Origin of the sequence: Sinorhizobium mexicanum (assembly GCF_013488225.1) — a bacterium.
GTDB lineage: Bacteria > Pseudomonadota > Alphaproteobacteria > Rhizobiales > Rhizobiaceae > Sinorhizobium > Sinorhizobium mexicanum.
In genome coordinates, this window is record NZ_CP041238.1 from 2,482,688 (window position 1) to 2,506,426 (window position 23,739).

Below are 23,739 nucleotides of genomic sequence, written 5' to 3' on the forward strand. Positions count from 1 at the left end.
TCCTATTCCCGAATTCGCGCGTCCTCTTCACCGGGCCGTTCAATCGCCACGGCCTTCGCCCGGATGGTCGTTTTTATTGTGACGTATTTGCCGGCCTCGTCGCCGTGACCTAGTTCGATCATAACCGTGAAGCGGTCGCCTTCGTAACCACGGAATTCGATGCCACCGATTTCGTCGTTCGGAATTCGGCCGGGCGGATCGAAGGAGATTGATTGACCCCTTCGAACACCAGAAAGCCGTCTTTCACGTCCTCGGCTGAATAGAAGTCCCATGTTTTGGACCGCTTTCGGGAGATCAGATCGACTGGATCTTGACCTCATCCCGCCATCCGTCGAGCACGACGGCCTTGCATCCGCGATCGCCCAGATAGATCGTCCGGAAAAATTCGTCAGGCTTCATTTCATTTCCTCATCGGCCAGTGCGCGTTAGGGCTGTTCCACGGCACCACGTTCCCATTGACATCAAGCGATGGCCCTTGTCCGTTTCTGCCTCTGCCTGTCCCCATCAAATGACCGTGCCCGTGGGGGGTGGGATCGTCCCAATGCCCCTGCGGGTTCATTCTGTGATCGTTCGATCCATTCGGATAGAGCGTATGGGTGTCAACCGGATCTCGCCCAGGAACTGTACTTCCTCCCAGCGGCTCGAAGGCGATATTGCCTCTCGGGTCGACAATGTAGCGCTGAACGGGAACCCCAGTGCGCGGGTCCACTATCTGAGCTCTTTGAAGCTCTTCCAGCCGCCGCTGCAGATTGTCTCTGGACCGAATCGGAACCGCCCAGCGGCTCCAGAAGCGCCTCGTTCGGGTTGAGGCGCCGTATCCGCCTCATCATTTGCTCACCACCGGATGGCGATTGCCATCGGCGACTTCGTAGAAGTCGTTCAACTACCGCTCTGTATGATAGGCGGCGCCACCATGATTCTCTTCATCATCAGCAATTCCAAGCCGATGTAACTCAGTATGAATACGAAGTAATGTGGCCCGAGCACCAAATACAACAGAGCCGCCAAGGGGTAAATCAGTTCGGATATATCCCCATCGGTCAGGTCAACGGGAACGATTCCCAAGGTCAAATAGTGATATAGCATACCGCAAGCCATATACGCTGCGCCGAATGCCAAGGCTGTCAGCGTGATAGAAGCAAGCCTCTTCGCAAGTATCGCGTTCGGTCGCGGCACAAACGAAACAGCATAGAGAGCGACAATGTAGAGAGTCATCTCATATCGAAACAGCCTCTGATAGAGAAATCTGCAGGCGACTACGGTCACAGCGACACAGAGCAGCACACGAATCACATTCAAAACCGCGTACCTATGCACAGACCGCCCTCTTGAGCTGAGCGAACCGACTCACCACGCGCAATGAAAGCGCAAGTCGAATTCTTTCGTCAACGCCGCCACTGTCGTTACCATAGATTGCGGTATTTTTATGCTACCTTTGAGAGCATTCTCGGTTCGTCCGCCGTCACGCCGCAGGATGGAACAGATCACATTCCATCGAACTTTCGCTTGTATCGCCTAGCCCGCTCAAGTTGCTCGTCGAGCTTGCTCGGCCACATTGTTTCATCAATCTTGCCGAAAGGTCCCACCCCATCGATTGCGCGTGATACACCTGTTGTGCAACCCATGCCGGGCAAACCCTCGTTTGTTATCGGAGAGCCTCCAATTTGCTCGATCCGCTCCTGGATTTCCCTTTCTTGCGCGGCGTTTGTATCGTATCGGCGTACAGTGACGGCAGGACCATCCGTCAACTGATATCGGACATAATCCTTGAGCGACGCTCCGGGGCCCCAGAGCGTTCGATCGCTCCCAAACTCCTTGCTTGGATAACTGCCATTCGGGTCATACAAGAAGTTATTCTCCGGATTTTCATCGTCGGGAACGATGACAAGTCCGGTATGACCATCTGATCCGAACAAGGGCACGGAATTTACCGGGTTGGTATTGGAGATAACATAAGTATCGGCCACCTCCACAGGCTCATCTCGCGGGCTTCGACGGTCCTTGCCCCAGTTCGGCAAGCGGCTGTTCGCCTCTTCGCCGAAGTCACGCAGTTCGAGCGCTGTCGCTGTTCGCGGCGCCGTTTCGTAGAAATCGTATAAGGCTTTGATTCTTCTTATCACCCTGGCACTCCTCCGATCTCAGCCGCCGTCAGAGGTCCTCCGCCCATCATTTCCGCGGCGTTCTGCTGTCGTTTCAGGTTCAGCTCGGCGTCGATCTGGTAGCGTTTCAGCGCGCCCTTCTGCTGGATCTCGGCAAGCTTCAGCTCACGCTCGATCTCCAGCTTGCGCCGGTCGTTTTCCGCCGAAAGCCGCGCCTTCTCGGCGTCGGCCTGCGCCCGCATCTGAAGCTTCTGCATCTCCGGGTTCGGCTGCCCGGCGCTTGCTTGCATCCGGCGCTGGATCTCTTCCGGCGAAGGCTTGGTGAAATAGAGGTCGGGCGATTTCAGTCCCGCCGCCTCCACCGATTTGGCGATGCCGTTGTAGAGGTTGTCGGGCGAGACGTAAGGGTTGTCCGGACCCAGCGTCATCAACAGCTTCTCCTGCAGTTGCTGGACCATCTGCACCATCATCATGTCGCGCTCGCGCGTGCCGGCGCCGAGGCCGGTGTTCACCGTCGCGTCCATTTCGGCGTTCCAGTGGCGGGGGTCGAAACTCACCCATTGCCCGCGCAGCCTGACGACGCGCGGCCGGTCCTGGTGCTTGATCACGAGCCGCAGCAATCCCTTGAACACCCGCCTCAGGCCCTGAGCGAAGGTGCGCACCATCAGCTCCGTCTGGCCGATCCCCGCCTGCTCGATCAGCGCCGTGGCCCGCGCCGTCATGTTCTGAAGCGCGTCCGGGGCAAGGCCGCTCGAAGCATCGGAAATGCCGGTGCGGTCGGTCGCCTCCTGGTCGAGGTAGGAGAGCATCGCAAAGGATTCCTTCGCAACGAACGGCACCACGGTGTAGCCGAGTGCCGCGCGTGCATCGATCCCCTGGCTGACGCGGATCGGCTGGCCGAATTTCGGGTTGAGCACGCTTTCGGGATTGGCGATCGCCCCTTCCTGGACGATCGGCTGCTGGTTGTTCTGCCAGTAGAGATTGTCGAGTGTCTGGCGCATCAGCACGGTCTTCACCCGCTGGATTTCCGCCATGTCGTCGGTCACCGAGCCGCCCTCGCGCTGGTGCGGCCGCCGCTCCACGATCAGATCCGCGAAGGGCACCTCGTCCCATTCGTCGTTCGAAAGCAGGTTTTCCGCGCCCGTGCCGCCGGCGAAGACGAGCCGGCGGAGCTCCGCAATGCCGTCGTCGTCCGCATCCACCTTCACGTAGAGCTCGTAATAATCCACCTCCTCCAGCGCCTTCGGCACCGCGTCTCGTCCGGCGAACGCGTCACGCCTGCGGGTTAGCTCCTCGTCGTCCCGGCCGCTGTCGCCGGTCGAGGCCGGCAGGCCTTCGATCAGATCGCGGTCATGCCCCATCGCGATCAGGTCCGAGCGGCGCATGCGCGTGGCAATGCCGGTGACCGGGCTCTCCTCGATCGAGAGCGCGTCCGGATGGACCAGGAATTCTTCGAGCGGCACTGCCGCCAGCCGCGGCGTGCCGCGCTCCACCTTCCGGCGAATCTTCACATTGTAGCTCGGCTGCTCGATCACGCCCTGAGGGCTCTCGATCTTCTCAACCGTCTGCGACTGCTCCAGCACCTCCACCGCGTCGTCACCGACGAGCTGCACCAATGCGGCCTCGTCGAGCCCGGTGTGGGTGGAAACCGCGACCGACATCTTGTCCTCGTACCACCAGCGGATCACGCCGTTGCGGAGCTTCAAGGCGTCGTGCGCCGCGTCCTGCACGGCGTCATAGCCGTCGCTTTCGGGAAAGACGACGTAGTTGATGTAGTCGGTCGCCTGTTCCGCCGCCGCCTCGTCGCCCTCGTTGACGGGCGCGTATTCCACCACCTTGTCGTTGCCGAGAATGGTGCGGATCAGCGATGGCAGCACCTTCTTGATCGCCGCGCGGCAATCGCGCGAAACGACCTTCGAGCGGTTGGCCTCCGCCGGCACGTCCTTCATCGCGCCGTCGTAATATTCCATCGCCATGATGCGATCGACCGCGAGCACATCGCGATAGTCCTCGCAGTCCTTCACCAGTTGGCTGACAAGCTGGGCCAGCCGTTCATCGGTCATTGCAGCCATAGGAGAACCTCTCAGGCAGAAATTTCTGATTGTGTTTGCTTGTGCGCTGAAGGCGTGTTTTCACCGGCGCTTCGCGTGAGGGGGACAGGAGTTGCGTTCAGCTCGAGGCACCGGCTCGCCATCGTTGCAGCAGAGACCCCACTCTTGCCTGTGCGGCGAAAACGAAGTCTGCCCGGTTTGCTCTCGGAAAAATGGCACGAACTGGCCGGAAACGCTGTGAGCCTTATAAGCTGAAGTGCGATCACAGGCCGGATGATGTTATATCTCAATGGACCGCAACATCAGAGAGGCTGATCCATGTGGCTAAAATTGCACGACAACAACGGACCCATCTTCATCAACATGGACAATGTCACGCACTTCCAGCGGGTAGAAGGGCAGCGCCGCACCACGCTCGTCACCTTCTCGCCCAATGGCGGAACCTCCGTGATGCTCCACGTTCACGAGTCGCCTGACGACATCATGGAGATGCTTTGGGAAGAGTAACGTAGCTTTGCCCAGTGTCGGCATCACCCACCGACAGGATGGAGAGCGAACCAGAACGCCCCAGTCGCGCAGCGCCCGGCGCACGCGACCGGTCCATGCCAATACGCTCCGCGCTTCCAATGCAAGTGACGGGGTATCGCTCCGCTGCATCGGCGCAGTCAAAGTTTGCCATCTTCGGTAGCAGACCTTCCCTTCCGCAAAACCTCCCATAGTTAAGCCTCATCGGAAGCTTTCATCGGGAGTACGAGGCCATGTCGATCCTCATCAGCATCTTGATCACGTTCCTGGTCGTCATCCTGGTGCTTTATCTCGTCAATCGGCTTCCACTGGACGCGCGCGCGAAACAGATAGTCCAGGCCATCGTGATCATCATCGGCATCCTCTCACTGCTTCGGTATCTGGCGGTCTTTTGATCGCGCTCTCGACCCCATTCGGGCGCCGTAACTGTGGCCTCTGCTGGGACGCTCTGCGCTGCAGGCCTGCATTTGTATAGCTTGTGAGGCTTTGAAAAACGCGCTCGAATTGACCCCGATCGCGCCGAACGTTCCCGGCCGACCGACAGGCCGGTCTCGACGGAAACGCCGATTGATCACGCTTGCCCCGCTGCCAAAATAGCTACGAACATTGAGTGAACCGGTGGCGGGAGATGCCGCCCATCACCCGTAATCTCCAGCCATGAACTGAGGAGCATGGTATAATGCCGTCACGTTACCACGCCTCAATCTTTGTTATCCCTGGCCACCCATCGCGCAGGAACCAGTTCCGCCGATGGCACGTTCTCGTATGTGCATAGAGTGGAGTTCGTTACGATGATTGGAAAAGATTATCGAGGGCCGGAATATCACGCTTCGACCGGCTTGCCCGTGGCCATCCTGTTGCTGTCCGTGCTCGGCATATCCGCCTATCTCTTCCTGGCAGGATCTTTGACCAGCGAGGAGCACGCGGTGGCCAAGGTCTACTTGCCGGCGGCACAGACCCAGACGCGGTGACATGCCGTAGGCGCTTCTGCGTGGTTCCCTGAATCGGGGTCGATTTAGGGACAAGATCATGCAGAAACTCAAAGCTCTACAGCGACCATTGCGCGTCCAATTGGACGCTCGGCGCTGCAGAGGCGGGGCTTTTGCTTCGCCGGCTCGCGAATGCCTCGAAATTCTCACATTTCGGTTCCTCATGATGGGGAATGAACAAGACCGGCATCGCCTTTCTGGCGCTTATACTCATCCTTGTCGCTCTCGTTTTAAGCATCCTGGCGTTTAATCCCGAGGCAGTGGCGCCTCCGCCCAGACCGCCAATCGCTCCGAGCAACTAGAACCCAGGAAAGTGGGGAGCGGTTTTCCGTCTGGAATTGCCTGGTTTCAAGGCAATTCCGGAAATGTAGGCAACGGTTCTCCGCCGAGGCTACCTGCTGCCTGTCTCCTGAATCGACCTCGATTTTCCAAGCGCTGCAGCGGCCTGCGCGGCCGCTAACACGCCCGGCGCCGTACGCCCATTTCCGGCCGCTTATGCAAACATCGGCTGAAGTAATTACGAACGCCAGAGGAACGCTTGGCGAACGAAGCATGGATGTCTACTCCCCGCGGGCTAAGCCCTCGTCCGCCAAGCCGAAGGCGGAAATACCTCCTCCGGGTAGGGCCTATTCGGTAATCCGGACGACCCGCCGCCAGACAAAAGGGCAGTCGGCGGCGCGCGGCGCGCCGCCCTGGCCGGGCGGCGCAGCGCAGGAAACCCCATCCCGCTCAAACAACCTTCCGGTCCGTGAACTTCCACGCCGCGGCATCGGCCTTCACCCGCGCGAACCGCTTCATCATCAGTGCGTAGCGCGAGGCGGACAGAAGGTCGTCGCGTTCCTTGACGACCCGGCCGTCCTTGCGGTGGTAGAGGCGGAATTCCTCGAACCAGTGGGCACAAGTGGAAAACACCTTCCAGCGCCCGGTCTGCATTCGCTGCAGCATGTCGGAAAGCCCGGCTTCCAAGCCGTTGGTGCCGTCGTCGAAGGTCGCCCGCTCGGCAGTGAGCGCCAGCCCCTGCCCGCGATATTGCGCGGCAAGCTGCTCGCCGCTCCCCTTGTCGTGCTGCAGGCCGTCATGCGGCCAGGCGAAGGGCAGCCACGCGCCCCAGGGTTTCAGCGCCGCCGCATGGATGATCGGCGTCGCCTCGCGCTCGCGATAGGTTTTCGTCACATAGAAAACGTCGGCGTCCCGGTCCCAGGCGCAGGCGATGGCGGCGAAGGGGTGATCCCAGCCGAAGTCGAGCCCGCCGATCTGCACCCAGTGCTTCGGGATCTCGAAGGGATCGACGCGGATCGTCTCCTCCGCCACCGGGAAGATGCGGCCTGAGCCGAGCGCCGGCACGCCCATGGTGCGCGCCTCGCGCTCATGTGCCGGGTAGCTGTCGATGATCCGCTGCCGCTCCGCCGCCGTATAGTGCTCGGCATCCTCGATCGTCATGGTGATGACCTCGCGATCCGGCGACTTTTCCATCAGGTACCGCGCCACGACGCTGCTCAATCCCTTGAGCGGCGTGAAGGTAACGGCGACCGCGCCCCGCGTCGCATTGGTGCGGGTGATCCCCTCGAAATAGACATCCTCCGGCGGCTCCTCATCGAACCAGACATAGTCGACGGTGTTCGCCTGCCACTTGCCGCGCCCCTGCTCGTAGGCCTTGAAGAGCAGCGTCGAGGCGCCTCCCGTGACATGGCGCACCGTCACGCTGTCGAGCGCGCCGGAAGCGCCGGAACGCCGCGTGGTCGCCTGGATCGCCGATTTCGGAATGAAGCCGGTGCCCCAGTCCTCCTCGTTGAGCGGCGGGCCGACCAGCAGCCGCTGCACGCCGTCGCGCGTCAGCTCGTAGGATTCCGAGCCCGCCAGCATCACGACCGCCCTGTCGAACCGTCGCCCCCGCCACCAGTCCGGGTAGCGCCCTGTCAGGTGCATCGCCGCCTCCGCTGCGCCGGCGAGCGTCTTGCCGAGCTGGTTGCCGGCCATGAACAGTCGTTCACGCACCGCGGCACCCGCCGCATGGAATTCGCGCTGCTTCGCATAGGGCCGGTAGAGGGCGAGAATATTGGTGCGCCGCCGCCGGTCGAGTTCGGCCATCAGCACCGCCTGTTCCTTGAGCAACGCGTGGAGATCGCACGGTTCTCCGAAGGCGCCCGGTATCGCCGTCGATCGATTTGGCATTTTTTCTCCACCGGTTCGCGCAATGTTCCATCATTGGCTCTTGCCTTTGACGAGCAGTCGTGGAAATTCCACCAAATGAGAATCAGCCGTACCTTATTGATTACGCTCTGCCTCTCGGCGCTGGCGTCCTCGTGCACCGAGACCGCCACAGCGCCCGCACCCGTGCGCCGCTCGAAAGTGGCCGCCGCTGTGGTCGACAATTCGCCGCGCCAATGCACCACCCGCCAGACGCAGTGCTACTACGGCACCGGTCCGGCCGGCGAGCCCTGCTCGTGCTGGTCGAACGAAGGCGCCCCCGACCACGGCATCACCACCAAGTAAACCTGCAGCAATTCACAGTGCTACAGCGTCCTTTGCGCGTCCGGTAAGACGCGCGGCGCTGTAGAGCTCGAACTGTCGCGAAAATCGCCTGGCCGCCCCGCGGCCGGCGATGCCGTCACTGCAAAGACTATCCACGGGATACCGGAAGCCGCATCGCGCTCCCGCGCATCATATCGGACGCACGGCATTTCGGCCCGACTGCCGCCATCAACCGGCCGTTAACCATATCTCACGTTACCAGGGGAACATCTCACTCGGCGCCACACGAATATCGTCATCGCACGCTCTGAAGGGACGGACGACAACAACGCGCTTGAAAGGGGATGGAGATGGTCAAAACTGGTCTTGGCGCTTCGATAGCTGCTCTCACCTTCTCCATTGCCGTGTCTGCGGTTCTTCATGTCGCCTTGGCCCAAAATCGAACAGAGGCCATCCCCGCCGTATCGACGGAGATAACCTCCTCGATCTCGAAATAAGGTGATCGCCCCGTCCGGGAAGGCCCGACTGGATGGGGCTGACGCGGTTGCCTGCGCGTCACGCGGCGCGATAGCCGCGCTGGGCCTTCGTACTTACCCCCAAAACGTCGCAACCCACACGCAGGTTCCAATTCCGGGTTAGCTTCCCCTCTTGCGACACCCCCCTTGCGCTTCCTTCGGTGCTGGCCAATGCTTGAGCCGGTCGCCCACCGAAGGAGCACACCATGATCGAAGGTCATTGCCATTGCAGGTCGGTGCGCATCACCGTGCCCATCCGCCCCGAGACGCTCGGTGATTGCAACTGTTCCATGTGCAGCCGGCTTGGCGCGCTGTGGGGTTACTATCCTGTTGCCGACGTCACGGTCAGCGACGAGCAGAAAACGCTTGTGGGCTATGTCCAGGGCGACGCAACGCTCACCATGCATCATTGCGGGCGCTGCGGCTGCACGACCCATTGGTCACCACGCGGGCGCAACGCCTCGCGCATGGGTGTGAATATGCGGATGTTCGACCGCGCGGTCTGGGAGGAGATCCCGCACCGATTGATCGACGGCGCAAGCTGGTAGACGGCCTCGCCCCACTTGTCCGTGCTCGCCGTTAGCCGGCGCCATTAGCCCGGCCGCGAGACCGCTCAGATCCTGCCCATTAACAGCAGGACGACCAGCACGACCACCAGGACGCCGAGAATGCCGGAAGGGCCGTAGCCCCAGCCGCTCGAATAAGGCCAGGAGGGAAAGGCGCCGATCAGGAGCAGGATCAAAATAACGAGAAGTACGGTTCCAAGCATATTGCGATCCTCCGCTGCATAATTCGATCCGCGAATGGAATTACGCAGCAATTACAAGCTGCCACTGAGACATTGGCGCGTGCGCGCCGCCGCGGATGGTTTGTCATTCCTACCGAATGCCCATAACCGCAATAAGTTCCGATGAGACCGCGTCGGCCGACCGCTAAACCCCACGTCTCAGAGGATAATTCTGCGCCGCGCCGCCGTCCCCGCCAATATTTCGACTGTATCATTGGTAACAGCGCCGGCGCGCCGAAGATCCTTGTATGCATTTGTTCTCAGCTTCTTGAGAACATGCTAGATTTCCCACGGCTACAGAGGGGGAGAACCAATGCCACGTATCGCAGATCTTTACTTCAAGACCGCCATCATTTTTCTGATCGCCGGCATCTCGATCGGCCTTCACATGTCGATTTCAGGTAATCACGCGCCGACCGGCGCCCATGCCCACGCCAACCTGCTCGGCTGGGTCACCATGGCGCTCTTCGGCGGCTACCACGCGCTCAATCCGAAGAAGGCCGAGAAGCGCCTGGCGATGATCCAGTACGTCGTCTACACATTTGGCGTCGCGGTGCTGATCCCGTCGCTTTACCTGCTGCTTTCCGGAAATGCAGCGATGGAACCAATCGTCGCCATTGCCTCGCTGATCGCCTTTGTCGGTGTGCTGATGTTCGCCGTCATCATCTTCTCGGGCAGCGAGGCCTCGGTTCCCGCCGGCGTCTCGCGGGCGCGCTAGCGCATCGGCCCGAAAATCGGAATCGATTTTCGGAAAGCACGATGCGTAGATTCAAAGACTTACAGCGTCCTTTGTGCGTCCTGAAGGACGCACGGCGCTGTAAGTCTATTGGGATGAGGTGGCCTCCACCTCATCCTACCGCAGCAGTACATCTTCCAGAATTCCAAAAATCCCTGCAACGTTTTGAATTTCTGCAGGAATCAACCCTGGTTCGACTTCGATCCGGGGCGCTGTCCGGACGATCGCCGGGTCGCTGCGGACTTCCGCGCCGCCCTGCCTCTCGCCGGCGCCTCGATCAGCGGCCGGATCGTCGCGTCGAGCATGCGGATGCGCCGGACAAGCTCTTCATCCGTCAGATCGTCCAGCGCGTTCGCATTCGCCGACAGATCCTTGGGCAGGATCGAGGCCAGGAGCTTCAGATAGGATTCCGGCTTCTCCTCGCGCAGCCGCGCGATCACATCGACGCCATGCGCCTCAAAATCCGCCTGCACCGCTTCGAGGAAAGCACCGCCGAGCCGTGTGCGCGAGCCCTTCGCCAACGGACCGGCGGATTGGTCCCCATCATCGGCCGGCCCATCTGCCGGATCGTCCGGGCAAAACCCCGGCGCGCTTGAAACATCGTCTTCGATCACTTCCGTCGCCTCTCTTCCATCGATTTTGCAGCGTGCGAACAGCCGTAGGAGCCGGCTCGAAGAGGAGTGTGCATCGACTATTTTCGCTACCCATAATTGGGCCAAAATCGCGACTCAGATTGCATCGCAAGCGCCCGCACGCCACGCCAAGCGTGTCGCGATCCAGGAAAAGCACCCCGGCACCATGCTGAAATTCATTGCCACGACCTTTCTCGCCGCCGCTCCGGCCGTTTCAGCCTTCGCAGCCGGACAGAGCGGCGAGCCACAATATTTCGTCAAGGCCTGGCTGCAGAAGGTGGACAAGCGCTTCGAACACACGACCGGCTGGTGCGACGCCAGTTATTTCTGCTCGCTCACGATCGGCGATCACACGGTAAAGCTACGCGAGATCGGGCATTCCCGATATTTCGTAAGCTTCGAGACCGCTCCTTCCGAACGAGAGCGCTGCTGCCTGTTCGCCGGCGGCACCGCCGAGACGATGGTCAAGACCGGACGACCTCATGTCGAGACCCTCTACGACAGCGCGGCGGATGTGGCGGACGGCGGGGATCCGGTTGAATTCGGCAAAATCATCATCCTCGTCGAAGACCTGAAAAAGCCCGAGCCGGACTGGTGGCAGGTGACACCCGTCAGAGCATCGCCCCGAGACACGCTGCAAGAGGCAAGGTGAACATGTCCGGCTCACTCGCAATGGCGCTGCTCGCCGCTATCTCCGCCTCCTCTGCCCTCGCCTCGCACCAGACCGGCGATCCTCGTTACCTCGTCAAGGCGTGGATTCAGAAATACGACAAGAGTTTCGTACACGCGACCGGCTGGTGCGGCACCGGCGATCTTTGCACCCTCGAGGTCGGCGAGCACGATATCCGCATCCGCTTCTTCCTGTCAGGCGAAAGCTACCGCTTGAGTGTGCGCGCCGCGCCCGACGATCCGGCCACCTGCTGCGTCTTCGCGGACAGGTCTGATGAAGTTCTCGTCGGCGGCGGATCCCCGCACGCCGAAACACTCTATTTCCGGCTTCCGGACGAGCTCGCAGACAAGGGCCGCGTAGAATTCGGCACGCTGTTCATTGCGCTGGAGGATTTGCGATAGCGACCGCATTCCGATTTCGTTCCGCACCCGCCCGGCCGTCGCGTTGCGCCTCTGGTCAGTGTCGTTCGAGCGTCTTGCGCCTTGCGATCGAGCCGGGCGGCTGCGGGGCGGCCGGTGACGCTGCCATGGCCTCAGCGCCGAGCATCCTTTCGGACGCCTCAAGGTCGCTGTTCCACGAAGGCGCATCACCGGCCGCCTACGGCGCCGCGCCGCGTCGTGGGACGCGCGGCGGCTGCCGTAATTCGTTGTTTGACGATGTTTGATAAGTTCGGGAATCGAAACGGCTGCCGAAGCAGCCGCCGCATCAGGACAAAATTCCTATCCTTGATTTACGGAATAATCCAACTCACCTGCGCGGCGCAAGAGCCGGCAAAGTGAAAAGCTTCCGATCGCCGATTTAGCGACAGCATTTTTTGCCCCCCGCCGCCACCGCATCCGTTCAGGCGCTCGCGGTTGGCGGCGGATGTCCATCGCCTGCAGCCACCAGACGCGGACCATCGAGCCAGTCGGGCGGCGCGTGCTATCAATCCCGTCACCCTGTGACGAGCACAAGAATGGTGAGTCTAGGGCATCGGCCGAGCGACAGCGGGCCATCCGAGGGACATTCGGCCGTTGATGTTCTTTGTGCGGCCGACCCGGACGCCCTCATCCCTGTGCTCGTCACAGGGATCCAGCCACGGCGCGTCCGCGCGTGAACGACTCCGCCTCGCCGCAGATGTTGTAGCTGGCGTGGGGCGACCGTGCGCCACGGCTCAAGGGATATTACGGCGCGCGGAGACTTGCCGTTTTTGCGCCCCCCACGCCCACTCGATCACTTCCATGCGAATCTGAAAATTTGGCTCAAACCCTTGCTATACAAACGTATATTATAATTTCCTTGCATAAGACAGAGCCCTCTGCTTCAATCAAGCCAGGTCGATGCTCAAGGGGCTTGGGCATGATTGGATTGGTGGCATTTCCGCAAGCAGCACGACGGGGACGAGACATCATCGCGCCTTATGGCCGGTGGTTTGCCGTCGTGCACACGCCTAGGAAAACCATTGCCTGACCAGCCGGTAAAAAAGACGTGAGCGAGGCTAGAAAAACCGGCAGGCCGACAAATATTTATACTGTAAACAGCAAGAAATGACGGTGCGGCATATATTTTTTACACTTTGACGAGCCCATGGCTCCCGGGCCGATACCGGGGAACCAGACAAGCCCTCACGCATTTGCCTTCCGACAGAAGGAGTTTCAGTCATGCGTAATCACTGGATGTATGTTGCCATCGGATTTCTTGCCGGCGCTGGCCTGTTTCTTACGACCTCCTGGCAGCAGCGCACGGCGCCAGCCGAAATGCCAACGGTAAAACTCGAAAAGACCGACCGCCTCCAGGGCCCCGCCGTCCAGACCTCGTTCATCATGGATCGCTTCGGTCCCGCGCACTCGGTGGAATAAGCGTCACACCTACGGCGCCGCGCGTCTTATCAGACGCGCAAGGGACGCTGTAGTGCTTTCAATTGCTGTATGTTTCCTTGAAATGGACCCGATGTAAGGAAACATGCAGCAATCCCCTGAATCCACAGCGATGTCACCGGAAACGTCACAGCGGCTTTCCGGCGGCTCCACTGCATGATTTCCTCAAACGTGGCCGGCTGCATCCGGGCCGGCAGCATGGCCAAACTCGCATCCCCGCGAGCTGGCAACAGTGATCGGGTCCTCGGGTGGCCAGGATATGAACCTTTCCGCTCGCTGAACGTTTCCCTCCAGCCTGAAATAACGCGGAGGACTGGTGATGGTGCCTGCCCAGCGTGCCAAAATGATCGAGTGGATCGCGGTGATTGCCGCGTGCGCTCTCGTTGCGGCGTTCATGGTCGCAACGTTGATGCCCTGATCGACGTCATCATTCAGATAATGCCGGAAAATTTCCGCTGTTCGCGGATGTAGGCGATCGCAGCAGCTTCCAGGGCTCTGCACTCCTCCTCGAACCGGAGCAAGGTTTCATCGTCCTTGTCGGGAGCGCATCGCAGGGCATCGCGCCGCAAGCAGGCGTGCTCGTATACCTCGCATAGATGCAGAAAAACGAGATCCTGCATCATCCAGGGGCTGTCCCTCAATTCGGGGGCCGCCAGGAGCAGCCTGGTCATTCCCGCTTTCTGCATATCCATGCCAACGCTCGCATTCTTGGACGAGCCACTGCATGGTTCCTAAATCGCAGGTGATCCAAAAAACATGCAGCAATTCAAAGTGCTACAGCGCCATTTGCGTGTCCGACAACACGCGCGGCGCTGTAGGAAGTATGTTAAATGCCGGCGACAGATGAAGGTTCCAGAAGCACGGCGACTGCGCCCGCTGCGTCGCAGGTGTTCATTGCCGACAGACGCGCCGTGGCCAAGAAGAAGAGAAATCAAACGGATGCTTCATTGAAACACACCCTGCCGCCGATCGTCATTTGACAACCGCCGTGACGATAAAGGCGGCAATGGCGCCGCAGAGCGCTGCATAGGCGCAGGCGCGCAACATTTTCATTCGGCGCGTTCTCTCGCCGGTCCAATCGTAGCCCATCATGTGCTCCGAACCGCCTTACAGCGCCGCGCGTCTCATGACGCAGGAGGGCCGCCGTAACGCTTTGAATTGCCACATGATTCCGCAACCCAGCTTCGACTTGGGGAATCGTCCAGTAACTTGCCGGCTTCTTCTTAAAAAATGGAGAATCGAGGCGAGAAAATCTGCGCTACCAGTGCGCCAGAGTCTTTCAGGCCGGCAGCGCAAGACGGTTCTACATTCGTGAACGGGCGCCACGCGGCCCCTTCCCGTCTTGCCTTTCACCCACGAATGCGCAAGTTACGCCCGAACGGGCCTTGCCCGACGAAACTTTCGAGGACGCTGCTTTGAACTCCGAGAACAAGCCCGATGCCACCATCAAGGTCGAGAAGCGATTGAACGGCCGCTGGGCCTTCGTGCTTACCTTCCGTGGCGTGACCTATCCCGCCGAGGGGCAGTTTGCCTCAGAGCTCCAGGCGCAGGCCGCAGCGCATGCGGCGAAGAAGATCCTCGAGCAGCGCCACTGACCCGCTGCATGTTTCCTTAAATCGGAGCAAGGCTCCCCTCCGCCCTCACTCCGGCAGACCCGCCAGTCGATAACCGTCGACAAAATACCGCCTGAGCTCTTCGTCGCGGAACGGTTGCGATTCGGCCCACTGCCGTATCGTGAAGTTCGGGTTGTTCATCATGAACAGCTGCGCTTCAGTCCGCGCATCATCCAGGCGTCCGAGCCGCGCCAGGCTTGCCGCGAGCAGGCGGCGCGAGGTCGCGCGGTAGGTTTCCGGCCGACGCAGTGTCTGGACCGCCGCCTCGTAATCGCGGCTCGCATACTGGGCCTGCCCCAGCATCCAGTAATACCAGCCCGGCGGGTGAGGATTGAGCCGGAGCGCCTTTCGGACGTGCTCGATGGCATCGCCGGGTCGGCCGGCCAAGACAATCAGATCCGACCGCATCGCCCAGGCGTCGGCGTGGTTCGGATCGAGCCTCAGGGCGAGGTCGAACTCCGCGTCCGACTCCTCCCAGCGCCGCTCATGCCCGAGAATGATGCCGAGCACCCAGCGGTTGCCGGCGTCATTGGGGTCGAGCTCGACCGCCTTTTGTGCTTCCGCCACCGCTCGCGGCCGGTTGGGGTCGATTGGCTGATCCCAGAACTCCCAGCTCAGCCACAGGTTCAGCGCCAGCAGCCGATGTGCCTCGGCATAGTCCGGATCGCGTGCGATTACCCGCTGCAGCAGGAAGATCGCCTCCCTCGCGCTGCCGGCTGTATGCAGACCGAGCGAACGCGCCCGGACACAGAGGTCGTAGGCCGCCATGTCCGTCGGCCTGTTTCGCGCCGGCGCGGTCGTCAATCGCCCGACCAGCGCCTCGACGATCTTGCTCGTCACTTCGTCCTGGACGGCGAAAATGTCCTCCAGGCTACGGTCGAATCGTTCCGCCCACAGGTGGTCTCCCTGCATGGCGTCGATCAGCTGGGCATTGATGCGAACGCGTCCGGCGGCGCGGCGGGCGCTGCCTTCCAGGACGTAGCGAACGCCAAGCTCGCGGGCGATACGGCGCACATCCGTGGGCCTGCCCTTGTAGGCGAAGACGGAATTGCTGGCGATGACGAACAGCCCGCTGGCCCTGGAGAGGTCGGTGATCAGGTCTTCGGTCAAACCGTCGACAAAAACCTCCTGTTCCGGGTCGTTGCTCATGTTCGCGAACGGCAGGACGGCAATGGACGGCTTGGTCGGCAGCGGCAACGGTGCCTTGGCGGCGCCATGCTGCCCCCAGCCCGAAGGCTCGATCCGGTAGACAGAAACCGGCTCGACCACATTCTTGATGGCGTGCGGGCCAAGCTCGTCGAATTCGCAGTAGAGCCGCCGGCGGACCTGGTCGTAGATGCTGCTCGAAACGAAGATCTCACCCGGACCGGCCATCGCCTCGAGCCGCGCGGCGACGATGACGCCATCACCGTAGAGATCGCCGCCTTCGACGACGACGTCGCCAAGGTTGATACCGATTCTCAGAAGAATTTGCCGGTCGTCGGCCAGCCCCTCGTTTGCCGCCTGCATCCGCCGCTGGAATTCGATTGCACAGGTTACGGCGTTCACTGCGCTCGCGAACTCGACCAGCACACCGTCGCCCATGGTCTTGACGACGCGGCCGTTGTTCTCGCGGACAAGTGGCTCCAGGATCTGCTTGCGGCGTTCCTTCAACGTCGCGAGCGTACCGCTCTCGTCGAGTTCGACGAGGCGGCTGTAACCGACCACGTCGGCGGCCATTATCGCGGCAAGACGCCGTTGGGCGCGTTCTTCAGCCATTGCAAACGCCTTCGCAGAACGCAGTGCCCCGAATTGTAGGACGTCCCCGCGAAATGTCTATCAGGCGAATGGGACGGCGGCGGCTTGTGCTTGCCGTCTATAGACCGGCCCGAGTATCGAGCGGGAGAGCGCAGCGGATCCCCGAGAGAGAGAGCAAAACACCGTTCTACTTGCGAATGCCGAGAAGTTTTATGTTGTGGCAAATGAAAAATCTGATTTACTGCCGCTTCGCTACTTGGCTTTTCGGGGGATATTGCCGATGGGGTGGACGCGCAGGGATATTGTGCTTGGTGGTTTGGCCTCGCTCGGCACCGTGGCAGTCCAGAGACCCACATTCGCAGCGGCGTCTTCCTATTTTTCCGGCAACGCCGTCGACAACGGCGTGACCTTCCGAAGCACCAACTTTGCCAAGATCGACAAGAAGTGGCGCCGCCAGGTCGTCAAATATTTCAGCAGCGAGCCGATTGGCACCGTCGTTGTCGATACCAGGCACCATTTTCTCTACCTGATCATGGAGAACAAGACTGCCATCCGCTACGGCGTCGGCGTCGGCCGCGAGGGCTTCAAATGGTATGGCCGCGCCACGATCGACCGGAAATCGCTCTGGCCACGCTGGACGCCGCCGCCGGAGATGCGTGAGCGCCACCCCGAACTGCCTGAATCGGTCGAGGGCGGTTCGCCAAAGAACCCGCTTGGCCCGCGCGCCATGTACCTGCTTCGCGATGGTGTCGATACCGGCTATCGCCTGCACGGTACGCTGGAGCCGGGCAGCATCGGCAGGGATGCCTCCAGCGGTTGCATCCGCATGTTCAACGAAGATGCAATCGATCTTTATCAGCGTTGCCCCATCGGCACCGCGGTGCAAGTCCTGCCGCACATTGCCGACCAGGCCGAAAGTGCTGCTGAACTCAGCCAAGCAACTCCGGTCGAATGAGGCCTGGTCGAATGAGGAATGCCACCCTGATGTCTGCTTTGACCGGATATACGAGGCCGCTTGCCGCCGCGGCCATGCTCCTGACGCTCGCTGCCTGCGCCACCACTGAAATCGCCGCGCTGGAAGAGCCGGCCGCGGTAGCGATGACCGGACAAACCAACGATCCGGCGCCCGGTTTCGAGAATGTCGCCGCCGGCAGCGAAGAGGACTTCATCCTGAATGCCGGCCGACGGACATACTTCACGCTGGACTCGGCCGCACTCGACTCCGTCGCCATGGCAACGCTCGACAAGCAGGCCATCTGGCTCAACGAGAACCCTCGTTGGCTGGTCAAGCTGCAGGGATTTGCCGACGATTCCGGGTCCGCGTCAAATATGACAACGCTGTCGCAGAAACGCGCCGACGCGGCGATGGCCTATCTCGTCTCGAAGGGCGTGGATCCCAACCGCATGTGGGCCAAGGGTTACGGCAACGACCGCGAGGTGCGTGACTGCACGGACCGCTCCTGCAAGGTGCAGAACCGGCGCGTCGTCTCCAACCTACGCACCGAGCGCGACGCCCTCTGATCGCAGGATGCCTTGCGGCTGGCTCTGCCTTGGCTCCCGTCAAGACGGCGGCTTTCGCATCTTCCTGCCCCGCAAGCCGCCTGTCCGCGCGCCTGAGGAAGTTGAACTCTATCATGACGGACGAAAAACCAACACCTGTTCGTCGCGTGGTCTCGCTGGTCAAGATAGCGTGGACAGTGTCGCTCATTACAACAGCGACCGCCGGGGGAGCCTACATCGGCTGGGAGAACCATGGGCTTGTCGGAGCGCTGGCTCTTGGATTCGTTGGCCTGATAGCTGGCGGCTTCCTCAGTTCACCGTCGCTTCTTTTGCAAGTAATGACTTAAACTTCAGCCAAGCTTGCGCCGCTGTAAGCGATCACCCGGCGAGAGACGGCAACGACCCGGCGGACAGGTGGGCGGAGGCCGTGCTGCTTAGGCAGGCGGTGCGCGAGCTACGGACACCGCTGCCGAGGCCCTGACGACGGGCAGGTTCCGACGCAGGGGTGCAATCGGACGTGACGCAACCTCGGCGCAGAGGGAGGCTATCCGCATCGGGTCGGCTGGTGCTATGACTCCGACGTGCCAACGGCCGAACGCCAGGCGGGACGAGGCGTGCATGTCGACAGCAATTGCCATTCTCGGCGGCATCGGGCTGTTCCTGCTCGGGATGACCGTCATGACCGACGGCCTGAAGGCGCTGGCGGGATCCGCACTGCGCACCGTTCTCGGCAAGGCGGCGGCGACGCCGCTCTCGGGTGCCCTCTGGGGCGCCGTCGTCACGCTGCTGGTGCAGTCCTCGAGTGCCGTGACGATGACGACGATCGGCCTCGTCAGCGCCGGGCTCATGACCTTTCCGCAGGGGCTCGGCCTCGTGTTCGGCGCCAATGTCGGCACGACAGGAACCGGCTGGCTCGTGGCGCTGATCGGTGTGCGCGTCTCGCTTTCCGCCTACGCGCTGCCGATGATCTTCGCCGGCGCGCTGGCCAAGTTGCTCGGCCGCGGGCGGATTGCCGCGTCGGGAGGCGCGCTCGCAGGCTTTGCGCTGGTGCTCTACGGGCTGACGACCCTCCAGCAGGGCATGGGGGGCCTTGCCGAAACCCTGCATCCGTCTGACCTCCCCGCCGTCCTCGGCATGCCGGGGGTCGGATGGGCCGCGGGGTCGGTTGGCCTCATGACGCTGATCATCGTCGGCCTGGCAATGACCGCGGTCATGCAGTCGTCGACCGCCGCCATTGCCGTCACCATTTCCGCTTATTACGCCGGGGCGGTCGGCCTGGAACAGGGCGCGGCGCTGATCATCGGGCAGAATATCGGGACAGCGACGAGCTCGGCATTGGCGGCCATCGGTGCCAGCGCGACGGCCAAGCGCCTCGCGCTTGCCTATGTGCTGTTCAAGGTCATAGCGGCGATCATCGCCGTCATCGCCTTTCCGCTCACGGCGGCCCTGATGAAGGCCGCACTCGCGTCGGTCGACGGGATGACGCTCCTTGCCGCCTACCACACAGCCTATAACGTCGTCGGGGTGGCGGTGCTCCTGCCGGCCACGCAATCGTTCACCCGCGTCGTGGAGCGCCTCCTGCCCTCCAGGCAGACGGCGCTCCAGCGCGCACTCGATCCCAGCGCGCTTGCAAGTCCGGTGGTCGCGGTCGAGACCGCCCGCCGCGTCGTGGCCGACGTCCTCACGACAACAGCCGCCTCGGTCTCCGCGGCGCTTTCGGGCGGGGCTCGCCCCACGGTACAAGGCACTGCAGCGGCCGCCGCCGCACTCGAGGAGGTGCGCGACTTCCTGTCCGAATTGCAGGAGCCGCCCGAAACGGAGGCCGAGCGGCACCGCCTGACGAGCACGCTGCACGCGCTCGATCACGCCTCGCGCCTCGTGGAAGTGCTGGCCGACGGCAGCCTGACAGCGCAGCCAGCCGGAGCCCTCCATGACTTCCGCGCCGCCCAGCTTTGTACGAAGGCCATGCGTGCGGCGCAGCTGGTCGGCGGCTCGATAACCTCCGAAAGCGCCCTCAGCGCGCAGGCCCCACCCATCGGCTGGAACGTCTCGCCGGAAGTCGCCGCGGCGCTGGCCGAGGTGGAGGATGCAGCGAGCAAGCTTGACGCGCTTCAGCGGGATTATCGCGCCGCGACCCTCGCCTCCGTCGCGCCGGGAAAGTTGACCGCCGCGGAGGCCCTGACGAGGATCGACGCCGCCAGACGGCTCGACCGGATTGTGAACCATGCCTGGCGTTCGGCGGCGCATCTCCTCGGCCGCGGCACGCCTGACAACGCGGATGACACTTCGGCCCCGGCGTCCGAACCGGAGAGCGCCGCGGCCGGAAGCCACGAGGGCGCAGCCAGCTGAGGTCGCCGGCTGATCCGGCGCGAAAGGAACCCGGGGTCGCCGAAGATCCGACTTCCACGCAACAGATTGCGTCTTGGGTCACGCTCGCGGCGGGTCAACAACCGGCTGAACGTCGATCAATCGGTACAAGTCCGTCTGCGGCGCACCCTCCGGCCAGGCAGGGCATCGCTCATCGAGCGTCAGCCACGGCTGCTTCCGTTTCGTCCATATGTGAGCGACGACTTCGAGCTGATGACTTGCGTCAAAAGTTCCGGCTCTGACGATAACCAGCCCCGGCCGTCCGCTGTTGGTATTGTAGAGCCGCGTGAAGCACACCGGGCAGGCGAACTGGTTGGAGATCCTCTCTCCGTCAGCACTCGGCAGATCGAACCGGCCGACCTGACCCATGCATTCGAAACGCTGTCGCGCCACGATAGCCTGCTGGCTGAAGGCACTGCCGCTCCAGGTCTGGCAATCCAGGCAATGACACGCGTAGGTCCGGGGAAGACGCTCGCACGAGATGCGCCACCGCACTGAGCCGCAGCGGCACCCTCCTTCTATTCTGTCCAACACCGCACTCCCATACTGGTGGAAATACCTGCAACAACGTCGTGCCTGTCGCGAACCTGGTCGCGCACGCAATGCGGCTATGGATTGCCGCAGGACATCTATGCCGAAGAGGTCTTAACGATTGGGGCCTAAGATCAGCCTAACGCCCTGCAGAACGACGACAGTTTAAGGAACTTGCATTAGGCCGCGCTTGCACCCGGACATGGCTGCTCGCGGACCGAACTCAAGGGTTCGGGCGAACCTGCGAGAAGGTGAAGGCCATGTCCCCGTGGTACCAGACGAACTCGTTCTCCTTGGCGTTGAGCCCGCCGGGGTTCCGCAGCACCATGCCGCAGAGGTTCGCGGTCTTGCGCCACAGAAAACAAACGTCGTCCCCCTCAAATCGCATCTCGACGTCGGCCATGCGCCCACCACCGATGGAGGCCCACCCTCCCGAGAGCAGGCCCTTGCCCTCAGTCGAAATGGCTGCCTCGTGCGCCTCGCCATAGTCCTGCACGCGTCCGCGCAGCCGATGTCCAAGAAACAGCGAACGCACCTCGTCGGCTGTCAGCTTGTTCTTGCTGCTGAATTCGCTGCTCCGCATGTTCTCCGGCACGCCGGCGAGCCGCAGCCCCTGCAGGAGCCGTTCCCTGTCCTCGTGCTTCGAAAGGTCGAGCGGCGGGCAGGTTGAGATGGTGGCGACGATGCCGCCGCGTCTGACGCTCAACGCATCGAAGCGGGCGACGGCAGCCTCGGCTTCCGCGCGGCGGCCAAGCTGTCCGGAGGCGGCCGCAAGCAGAAGCCAGGAGCTCTCATCCTCGGAATTGAGCTTCGTGCTCTTCTCCGCAGCCTCGGCTGCCGCTTCGTAATTCTGCAGGCTGAACTCGGTCAGGCCGAGGACGAACATGAAGAACGACGGATAGTGAGGATCGAGCCTGATCGCGGTGCGGATATGGGGCATGGCCTCATCAGCCCTCCCCGCGGACGTAAGCGTGAGCGCCATCATCGCGTAGCTCCAGGAGTCTCCGGGGGCGAGCGCTATGGCTTCCTTGAGTTCGACCAGCGCCTGCTCGTGCTGCCAGTCGGCTTCGGACAGGAGCCCGGCCACCTGGTGCGCCAGCGCCGTCTTGTTCCCCTGGGCGGTGCGGAGATACTTCGATGCCTTGGCTCTCGCTTCAAATCGCGAGATGCCCAGGTAGTAATGCCAACGCCAGGCGTAAAGGCGCGCGTAGACCATCGCCGCTGCCGCACTGGCCCGTCCATAGGTTGGATCGAGCGCAATCGCCTCTTCGAAATAGGGCACGGCCTTGACGGAATCCTCGGGCGTCATGCGCCGGTAGTGCTCCCAGCCGCGCAGGAACGCGTCAAATGCCGCCGGGACCGTCGTTTCCTGGCGACCAACGGCCACTTCCTCGTCAGGCTGCAACCGAAGCGCCAGGGCATCGGCAATGCCGCCGGTCACCTCGTCCTGCAATGCAAAGACATCGGCGAGCGTCCCGTCGAATTTTCCGGCCCAGGCGTGGCCGCCGCTTTGCGAGTCGATGAGCTGGGCATTGATGCGCAGTTGCTCCCCTGCCCGCTGCACGCTGCCTTCCAGGATATATCTGACACCGAGTTCCTTCGACACCTGCCCGGCCGTCGTGGCCTTGCCCTTGTAGGTGAAGGTCGAATTGCGTGCGATGACGAACAGACCGGATATCTGCGCGAGCTCGGTGACAAGCGCGTCGGTCATGCCGTCGGCGAAATACTCCTGCTTGGGATCGTCGCTCACATTGTCAAACGGAAGCACGGCGATCGAGGGCTTGTCCGGCAGGGTCAGCGCCGCTTGGGCGATCGAAGCCGGCTCGGTCGTCGCACCCCAAGGCTGCCACCACCAGGGCTGCCACCAGACAACGCCGGCAGCGATGCCGAGCGCCACGGCAGACGCGGAGAGCACTTCCCGAAGTCTTGCGCGACGTCCGGCGGCGGTCACGCTGCCGTCGCGCGCTTCGGCCGGCAGGAGGCGGTAGGCCCGCACCGGCCTTTCGATATGCTTCAGCCGCTGCTCGCCGAGAAAGACGAAACAAGCGTCGACGTGCTTTTCGACCTGATCGTAGGCCGTGCCGGAGATCAGAATTCCACCGGGTTCGGCGAGGGTCTGCAGCCGCTCGGCGATGATGACACCATCGCCATGGATGTCGTCCCCCTCGACGATCACGTCGCCGAGATTGATGCCGATGCGGAATTGCAGCCGGCAGCCGTCGACGTCGCTCCCCTCCGACTTCGCCCGCTGCACCTCCATCGCGCAGCGGACCGCCTCGACGACACTGTGGAATTCGATGAGCAGCCCGTCGCCCATCGTCTTGATCAACCGCCCGCGATGGGCGGCAATCGCCGGCTCGAACAGGTCGTGCAGATCGGCCTGGAAGCGCACGCGGGTACCTTCCTCGTCGGCCTGACTGAGCAGTCCATAGCCGACGACGTCCGCAATCATGACGGCGGCAAGCCTACGCTCCATTGGCCTTCCAAACGGAAGAAGCTCCTAGTTCAAGCTAACGCGATTTCGTAAGTCCGAAACACGCACTCTATCGCAATATGTATCATTCCTAAAATAAGAACTCGCTCGCGGCGCACGTGCCCGTTTGCGAAAAGTCGAGATCGCCGCAAGGCATATTCATGGAACCGGTGCATGCGACCGCCG

25 protein-coding genes and 1 pseudogene are annotated in these 23,739 nt (G+C 62.0%); 15 read left to right on the forward strand and 11 right to left on the reverse strand.

Features of this window, described 5'->3' with window-relative positions; all coding sequences use genetic code 11:
• Positions 1-2: 2 nt before the first annotated feature.
• The 4 genes and pseudogenes from FKV68_RS33735 to FKV68_RS11725 form a co-directional block, all read right to left on the reverse strand.
• Positions 3-399: pseudogene (locus tag FKV68_RS33735) on the reverse strand (DUF6258 family protein).
• Between the two features lie 480 nt (positions 400-879).
• Positions 880-1,215, reverse strand: a complete 336-nt coding sequence (locus FKV68_RS11715; protein WP_180938014.1) for a hypothetical protein — start codon at positions 1,213-1,215, stop codon at positions 880-882.
• A 269-nt stretch (positions 1,216-1,484) separates the two neighbouring features.
• Positions 1,485-2,120 carry a hypothetical protein gene (locus FKV68_RS11720; RefSeq protein WP_180938015.1) on the reverse strand — a complete coding sequence of 212 codons (636 nt, stop codon included), beginning with the start codon at positions 2,118-2,120 and terminating at the stop codon, positions 1,485-1,487.
• Positions 2,117-4,171, reverse strand: coding sequence for a portal protein (locus FKV68_RS11725; protein WP_180938016.1), 2,055 nt, complete (start codon positions 4,169-4,171; stop codon positions 2,117-2,119). The genes FKV68_RS11720 and FKV68_RS11725 overlap by 4 nt, the downstream gene beginning before the upstream one ends.
• Positions 4,172-4,468: 297 nt before the next feature.
• Here FKV68_RS11725 and FKV68_RS11730 point away from each other — a divergent pair, with 297 nt between their 5' ends.
• The 3 genes from FKV68_RS11730 (at position 4,469) to FKV68_RS11740 (ending at position 5,646) form a co-directional block, all read left to right on the forward strand.
• Positions 4,469-4,657, forward strand: a complete 189-nt coding sequence (locus FKV68_RS11730) for a hypothetical protein (protein ID WP_180938017.1) — start codon at positions 4,469-4,471, stop codon at positions 4,655-4,657.
• A gap of 251 nt (positions 4,658-4,908) precedes the next feature.
• The gene (locus FKV68_RS11735; protein ID WP_153437503.1) at positions 4,909-5,070 is read left to right on the forward strand and encodes a Thivi_2564 family membrane protein; all 162 of its coding nucleotides are present in this window, start codon (positions 4,909-4,911) and stop codon (positions 5,068-5,070) included.
• A 396-nt stretch (positions 5,071-5,466) separates the two neighbouring features.
• Entirely contained in the window at positions 5,467-5,646 is a 180-nt protein-coding gene (locus FKV68_RS11740) for a hypothetical protein (RefSeq protein ID WP_180938018.1), read from the forward strand.
• 747 nt (positions 5,647-6,393) lie between these two features.
• Here the strand turns inward: FKV68_RS11740 and FKV68_RS11745 are convergent.
• On the reverse strand, positions 6,394-7,836 hold the full coding sequence (locus FKV68_RS11745; protein ID WP_180938019.1) for a terminase large subunit domain-containing protein: 1,443 nt from the start codon (positions 7,834-7,836) through the stop codon (positions 6,394-6,396).
• A gap of 75 nt (positions 7,837-7,911) precedes the next feature.
• Here FKV68_RS11745 and FKV68_RS11750 point away from each other — a divergent pair, with 75 nt between their 5' ends.
• Positions 7,912-8,157 (forward strand): hypothetical protein, encoded by a 246-nt coding sequence (locus tag FKV68_RS11750; RefSeq protein WP_180938020.1) that lies wholly within the window; start codon positions 7,912-7,914, stop codon positions 8,155-8,157.
• Between the two features lie 700 nt (positions 8,158-8,857).
• Entirely contained in the window at positions 8,858-9,199 is a 342-nt protein-coding gene (locus FKV68_RS11755) for a GFA family protein (RefSeq protein ID WP_180938021.1), read from the forward strand.
• Positions 9,200-9,264: 65 nt separating this feature from the next.
• Here the strand turns inward: FKV68_RS11755 and FKV68_RS11760 are convergent, their stop codons facing one another.
• Entirely contained in the window at positions 9,265-9,420 is a 156-nt protein-coding gene (locus FKV68_RS11760) for a DUF3309 family protein (RefSeq protein WP_153437499.1), read from the reverse strand.
• A 331-nt stretch (positions 9,421-9,751) separates the two neighbouring features.
• Here FKV68_RS11760 and FKV68_RS11765 point away from each other — a divergent pair, with 331 nt between their 5' ends.
• Positions 9,752-10,156 carry a hypothetical protein gene (locus tag FKV68_RS11765; protein ID WP_180938022.1) on the forward strand — a complete coding sequence of 135 codons (405 nt, stop codon included), beginning with the start codon at positions 9,752-9,754 and terminating at the stop codon, positions 10,154-10,156.
• A 200-nt stretch (positions 10,157-10,356) separates the two neighbouring features.
• Here the strand turns inward: FKV68_RS11765 and FKV68_RS11770 are convergent, their stop codons facing one another.
• Positions 10,357-10,788 (reverse strand): hypothetical protein, encoded by a 432-nt coding sequence (locus tag FKV68_RS11770; RefSeq protein ID WP_246452490.1) that lies wholly within the window; start codon positions 10,786-10,788, stop codon positions 10,357-10,359.
• Between the two features lie 184 nt (positions 10,789-10,972).
• Here FKV68_RS11770 and FKV68_RS11775 point away from each other — a divergent pair, with 184 nt between their 5' ends.
• The 3 genes from FKV68_RS11775 to FKV68_RS11785 all read left to right on the forward strand — a co-directional run bounded on the left by FKV68_RS11775 (position 10,973) and on the right by FKV68_RS11785 (position 13,314).
• The gene (locus tag FKV68_RS11775; RefSeq protein WP_180938023.1) at positions 10,973-11,458 is read left to right on the forward strand and encodes a hypothetical protein; all 486 of its coding nucleotides are present in this window, start codon (positions 10,973-10,975) and stop codon (positions 11,456-11,458) included.
• Positions 11,459-11,460: 2 nt separating this feature from the next.
• A complete protein-coding gene (locus FKV68_RS11780; protein ID WP_180938024.1) occupies positions 11,461-11,877 on the forward strand; it encodes a hypothetical protein in 417 nt (138 codons plus the stop codon).
• Positions 11,878-13,116: 1,239 nt separating this feature from the next.
• Entirely contained in the window at positions 13,117-13,314 is a 198-nt protein-coding gene (locus tag FKV68_RS11785; RefSeq protein ID WP_180938025.1) for a hypothetical protein, read from the forward strand.
• A 449-nt stretch (positions 13,315-13,763) separates the two neighbouring features.
• Here FKV68_RS11785 and FKV68_RS11790 read toward each other — a convergent pair whose 3' ends face one another.
• A complete protein-coding gene (locus FKV68_RS11790; RefSeq protein ID WP_180938026.1) occupies positions 13,764-14,024 on the reverse strand; it encodes a hypothetical protein in 261 nt (86 codons plus the stop codon).
• A gap of 138 nt (positions 14,025-14,162) precedes the next feature.
• Between FKV68_RS11790 and FKV68_RS11795 the strand changes: the two genes are divergently transcribed.
• Both FKV68_RS11795 and FKV68_RS11800 read left to right on the forward strand, forming a co-directional pair.
• Positions 14,163-14,312, forward strand: a complete 150-nt coding sequence (locus FKV68_RS11795) for a hypothetical protein (RefSeq protein ID WP_180938027.1) — start codon at positions 14,163-14,165, stop codon at positions 14,310-14,312.
• Positions 14,313-14,747: 435 nt separating this feature from the next.
• Positions 14,748-14,927, forward strand: a complete 180-nt coding sequence (locus tag FKV68_RS11800; RefSeq protein ID WP_180938028.1) for a hypothetical protein — start codon at positions 14,748-14,750, stop codon at positions 14,925-14,927.
• Positions 14,928-14,972: 45 nt separating this feature from the next.
• Here FKV68_RS11800 and FKV68_RS11805 read toward each other — a convergent pair whose 3' ends face one another.
• A complete protein-coding gene (locus FKV68_RS11805) occupies positions 14,973-16,703 on the reverse strand; it encodes an adenylate/guanylate cyclase domain-containing protein (protein WP_180938029.1) in 1,731 nt (576 codons plus the stop codon).
• A 259-nt stretch (positions 16,704-16,962) separates the two neighbouring features.
• Between FKV68_RS11805 and FKV68_RS11810 the strand changes: the two genes are divergently transcribed.
• The 4 genes from FKV68_RS11810 (at position 16,963) to FKV68_RS11825 (ending at position 20,531) form a co-directional block, all read left to right on the forward strand.
• The gene (locus tag FKV68_RS11810; protein WP_180938030.1) at positions 16,963-17,637 is read left to right on the forward strand and encodes a L,D-transpeptidase; all 675 of its coding nucleotides are present in this window, start codon (positions 16,963-16,965) and stop codon (positions 17,635-17,637) included.
• A gap of 29 nt (positions 17,638-17,666) precedes the next feature.
• Entirely contained in the window at positions 17,667-18,203 is a 537-nt protein-coding gene (locus tag FKV68_RS11815) for an OmpA family protein (RefSeq protein ID WP_180938031.1), read from the forward strand.
• 113 nt (positions 18,204-18,316) lie between these two features.
• Positions 18,317-18,529, forward strand: a complete 213-nt coding sequence (locus FKV68_RS11820) for a hypothetical protein (RefSeq protein ID WP_180938032.1) — start codon at positions 18,317-18,319, stop codon at positions 18,527-18,529.
• Between the two features lie 271 nt (positions 18,530-18,800).
• Entirely contained in the window at positions 18,801-20,531 is a 1,731-nt protein-coding gene (locus FKV68_RS11825) for a Na/Pi cotransporter family protein (protein WP_180938033.1), read from the forward strand.
• 78 nt (positions 20,532-20,609) lie between these two features.
• Here the strand turns inward: FKV68_RS11825 and FKV68_RS11830 are convergent, their stop codons facing one another.
• Positions 20,610-21,083, reverse strand: coding sequence for a GFA family protein (locus FKV68_RS11830; protein ID WP_342454788.1), 474 nt, complete (start codon positions 21,081-21,083; stop codon positions 20,610-20,612).
• Positions 21,084-21,303: 220 nt separating this feature from the next.
• On the reverse strand, positions 21,304-23,556 hold the full coding sequence (locus FKV68_RS11835) for an adenylate/guanylate cyclase domain-containing protein (protein WP_180938035.1): 2,253 nt from the start codon (positions 23,554-23,556) through the stop codon (positions 21,304-21,306).
• Between the last annotated feature and the right edge of the window lie 183 nt (positions 23,557-23,739).

What these genes read in the sequence shown, in the direction of transcription:
- FKV68_RS11715 (WP_180938014.1), bottom strand. Translation starts at nt 1,215, where the DNA reads ATGACTCTCTACATTGTCGCTCTCTATGCTGTTTCGTTTGTGCCGCGA.
- FKV68_RS11725 (WP_180938016.1), bottom strand. Translation starts at nt 4,171, where the DNA reads ATGGCTGCAATGACCGATGAACGGCTGGCCCAGCTTGTCAGCCAACTG.
- FKV68_RS11730 (WP_180938017.1), top strand. Translation starts at nt 4,469, where the DNA reads ATGTGGCTAAAATTGCACGACAACAACGGACCCATCTTCATCAACATG.
- FKV68_RS11735 (WP_153437503.1), top strand. Translation starts at nt 4,909, where the DNA reads ATGTCGATCCTCATCAGCATCTTGATCACGTTCCTGGTCGTCATCCTG.
- FKV68_RS11740 (WP_180938018.1), top strand. Translation starts at nt 5,467, where the DNA reads ATGATTGGAAAAGATTATCGAGGGCCGGAATATCACGCTTCGACCGGC.
- FKV68_RS11745 (WP_180938019.1), bottom strand. Translation starts at nt 7,836, where the DNA reads ATGCCAAATCGATCGACGGCGATACCGGGCGCCTTCGGAGAACCGTGC.
- FKV68_RS11750 (WP_180938020.1), top strand. Translation starts at nt 7,912, where the DNA reads ATGAGAATCAGCCGTACCTTATTGATTACGCTCTGCCTCTCGGCGCTG.
- FKV68_RS11755 (WP_180938021.1), top strand. Translation starts at nt 8,858, where the DNA reads ATGATCGAAGGTCATTGCCATTGCAGGTCGGTGCGCATCACCGTGCCC.
- FKV68_RS11760 (WP_153437499.1), bottom strand. Translation starts at nt 9,420, where the DNA reads ATGCTTGGAACCGTACTTCTCGTTATTTTGATCCTGCTCCTGATCGGC.
- FKV68_RS11765 (WP_180938022.1), top strand. Translation starts at nt 9,752, where the DNA reads ATGCCACGTATCGCAGATCTTTACTTCAAGACCGCCATCATTTTTCTG.
- FKV68_RS11775 (WP_180938023.1), top strand. Translation starts at nt 10,973, where the DNA reads ATGCTGAAATTCATTGCCACGACCTTTCTCGCCGCCGCTCCGGCCGTT.
- FKV68_RS11780 (WP_180938024.1), top strand. Translation starts at nt 11,461, where the DNA reads ATGTCCGGCTCACTCGCAATGGCGCTGCTCGCCGCTATCTCCGCCTCC.
- FKV68_RS11785 (WP_180938025.1), top strand. Translation starts at nt 13,117, where the DNA reads ATGCGTAATCACTGGATGTATGTTGCCATCGGATTTCTTGCCGGCGCT.
- FKV68_RS11790 (WP_180938026.1), bottom strand. Translation starts at nt 14,024, where the DNA reads ATGGATATGCAGAAAGCGGGAATGACCAGGCTGCTCCTGGCGGCCCCC.
- FKV68_RS11795 (WP_180938027.1), top strand. Translation starts at nt 14,163, where the DNA reads ATGCCGGCGACAGATGAAGGTTCCAGAAGCACGGCGACTGCGCCCGCT.
- FKV68_RS11805 (WP_180938029.1), bottom strand. Translation starts at nt 16,703, where the DNA reads ATGGCTGAAGAACGCGCCCAACGGCGTCTTGCCGCGATAATGGCCGCC.
- FKV68_RS11810 (WP_180938030.1), top strand. Translation starts at nt 16,963, where the DNA reads ATGGGGTGGACGCGCAGGGATATTGTGCTTGGTGGTTTGGCCTCGCTC.
- FKV68_RS11815 (WP_180938031.1), top strand. Translation starts at nt 17,667, where the DNA reads ATGTCTGCTTTGACCGGATATACGAGGCCGCTTGCCGCCGCGGCCATG.
- FKV68_RS11820 (WP_180938032.1), top strand. Translation starts at nt 18,317, where the DNA reads ATGACGGACGAAAAACCAACACCTGTTCGTCGCGTGGTCTCGCTGGTC.
- FKV68_RS11825 (WP_180938033.1), top strand. Translation starts at nt 18,801, where the DNA reads ATGTCGACAGCAATTGCCATTCTCGGCGGCATCGGGCTGTTCCTGCTC.
- FKV68_RS11835 (WP_180938035.1), bottom strand. Translation starts at nt 23,556, where the DNA reads ATGGAGCGTAGGCTTGCCGCCGTCATGATTGCGGACGTCGTCGGCTAT.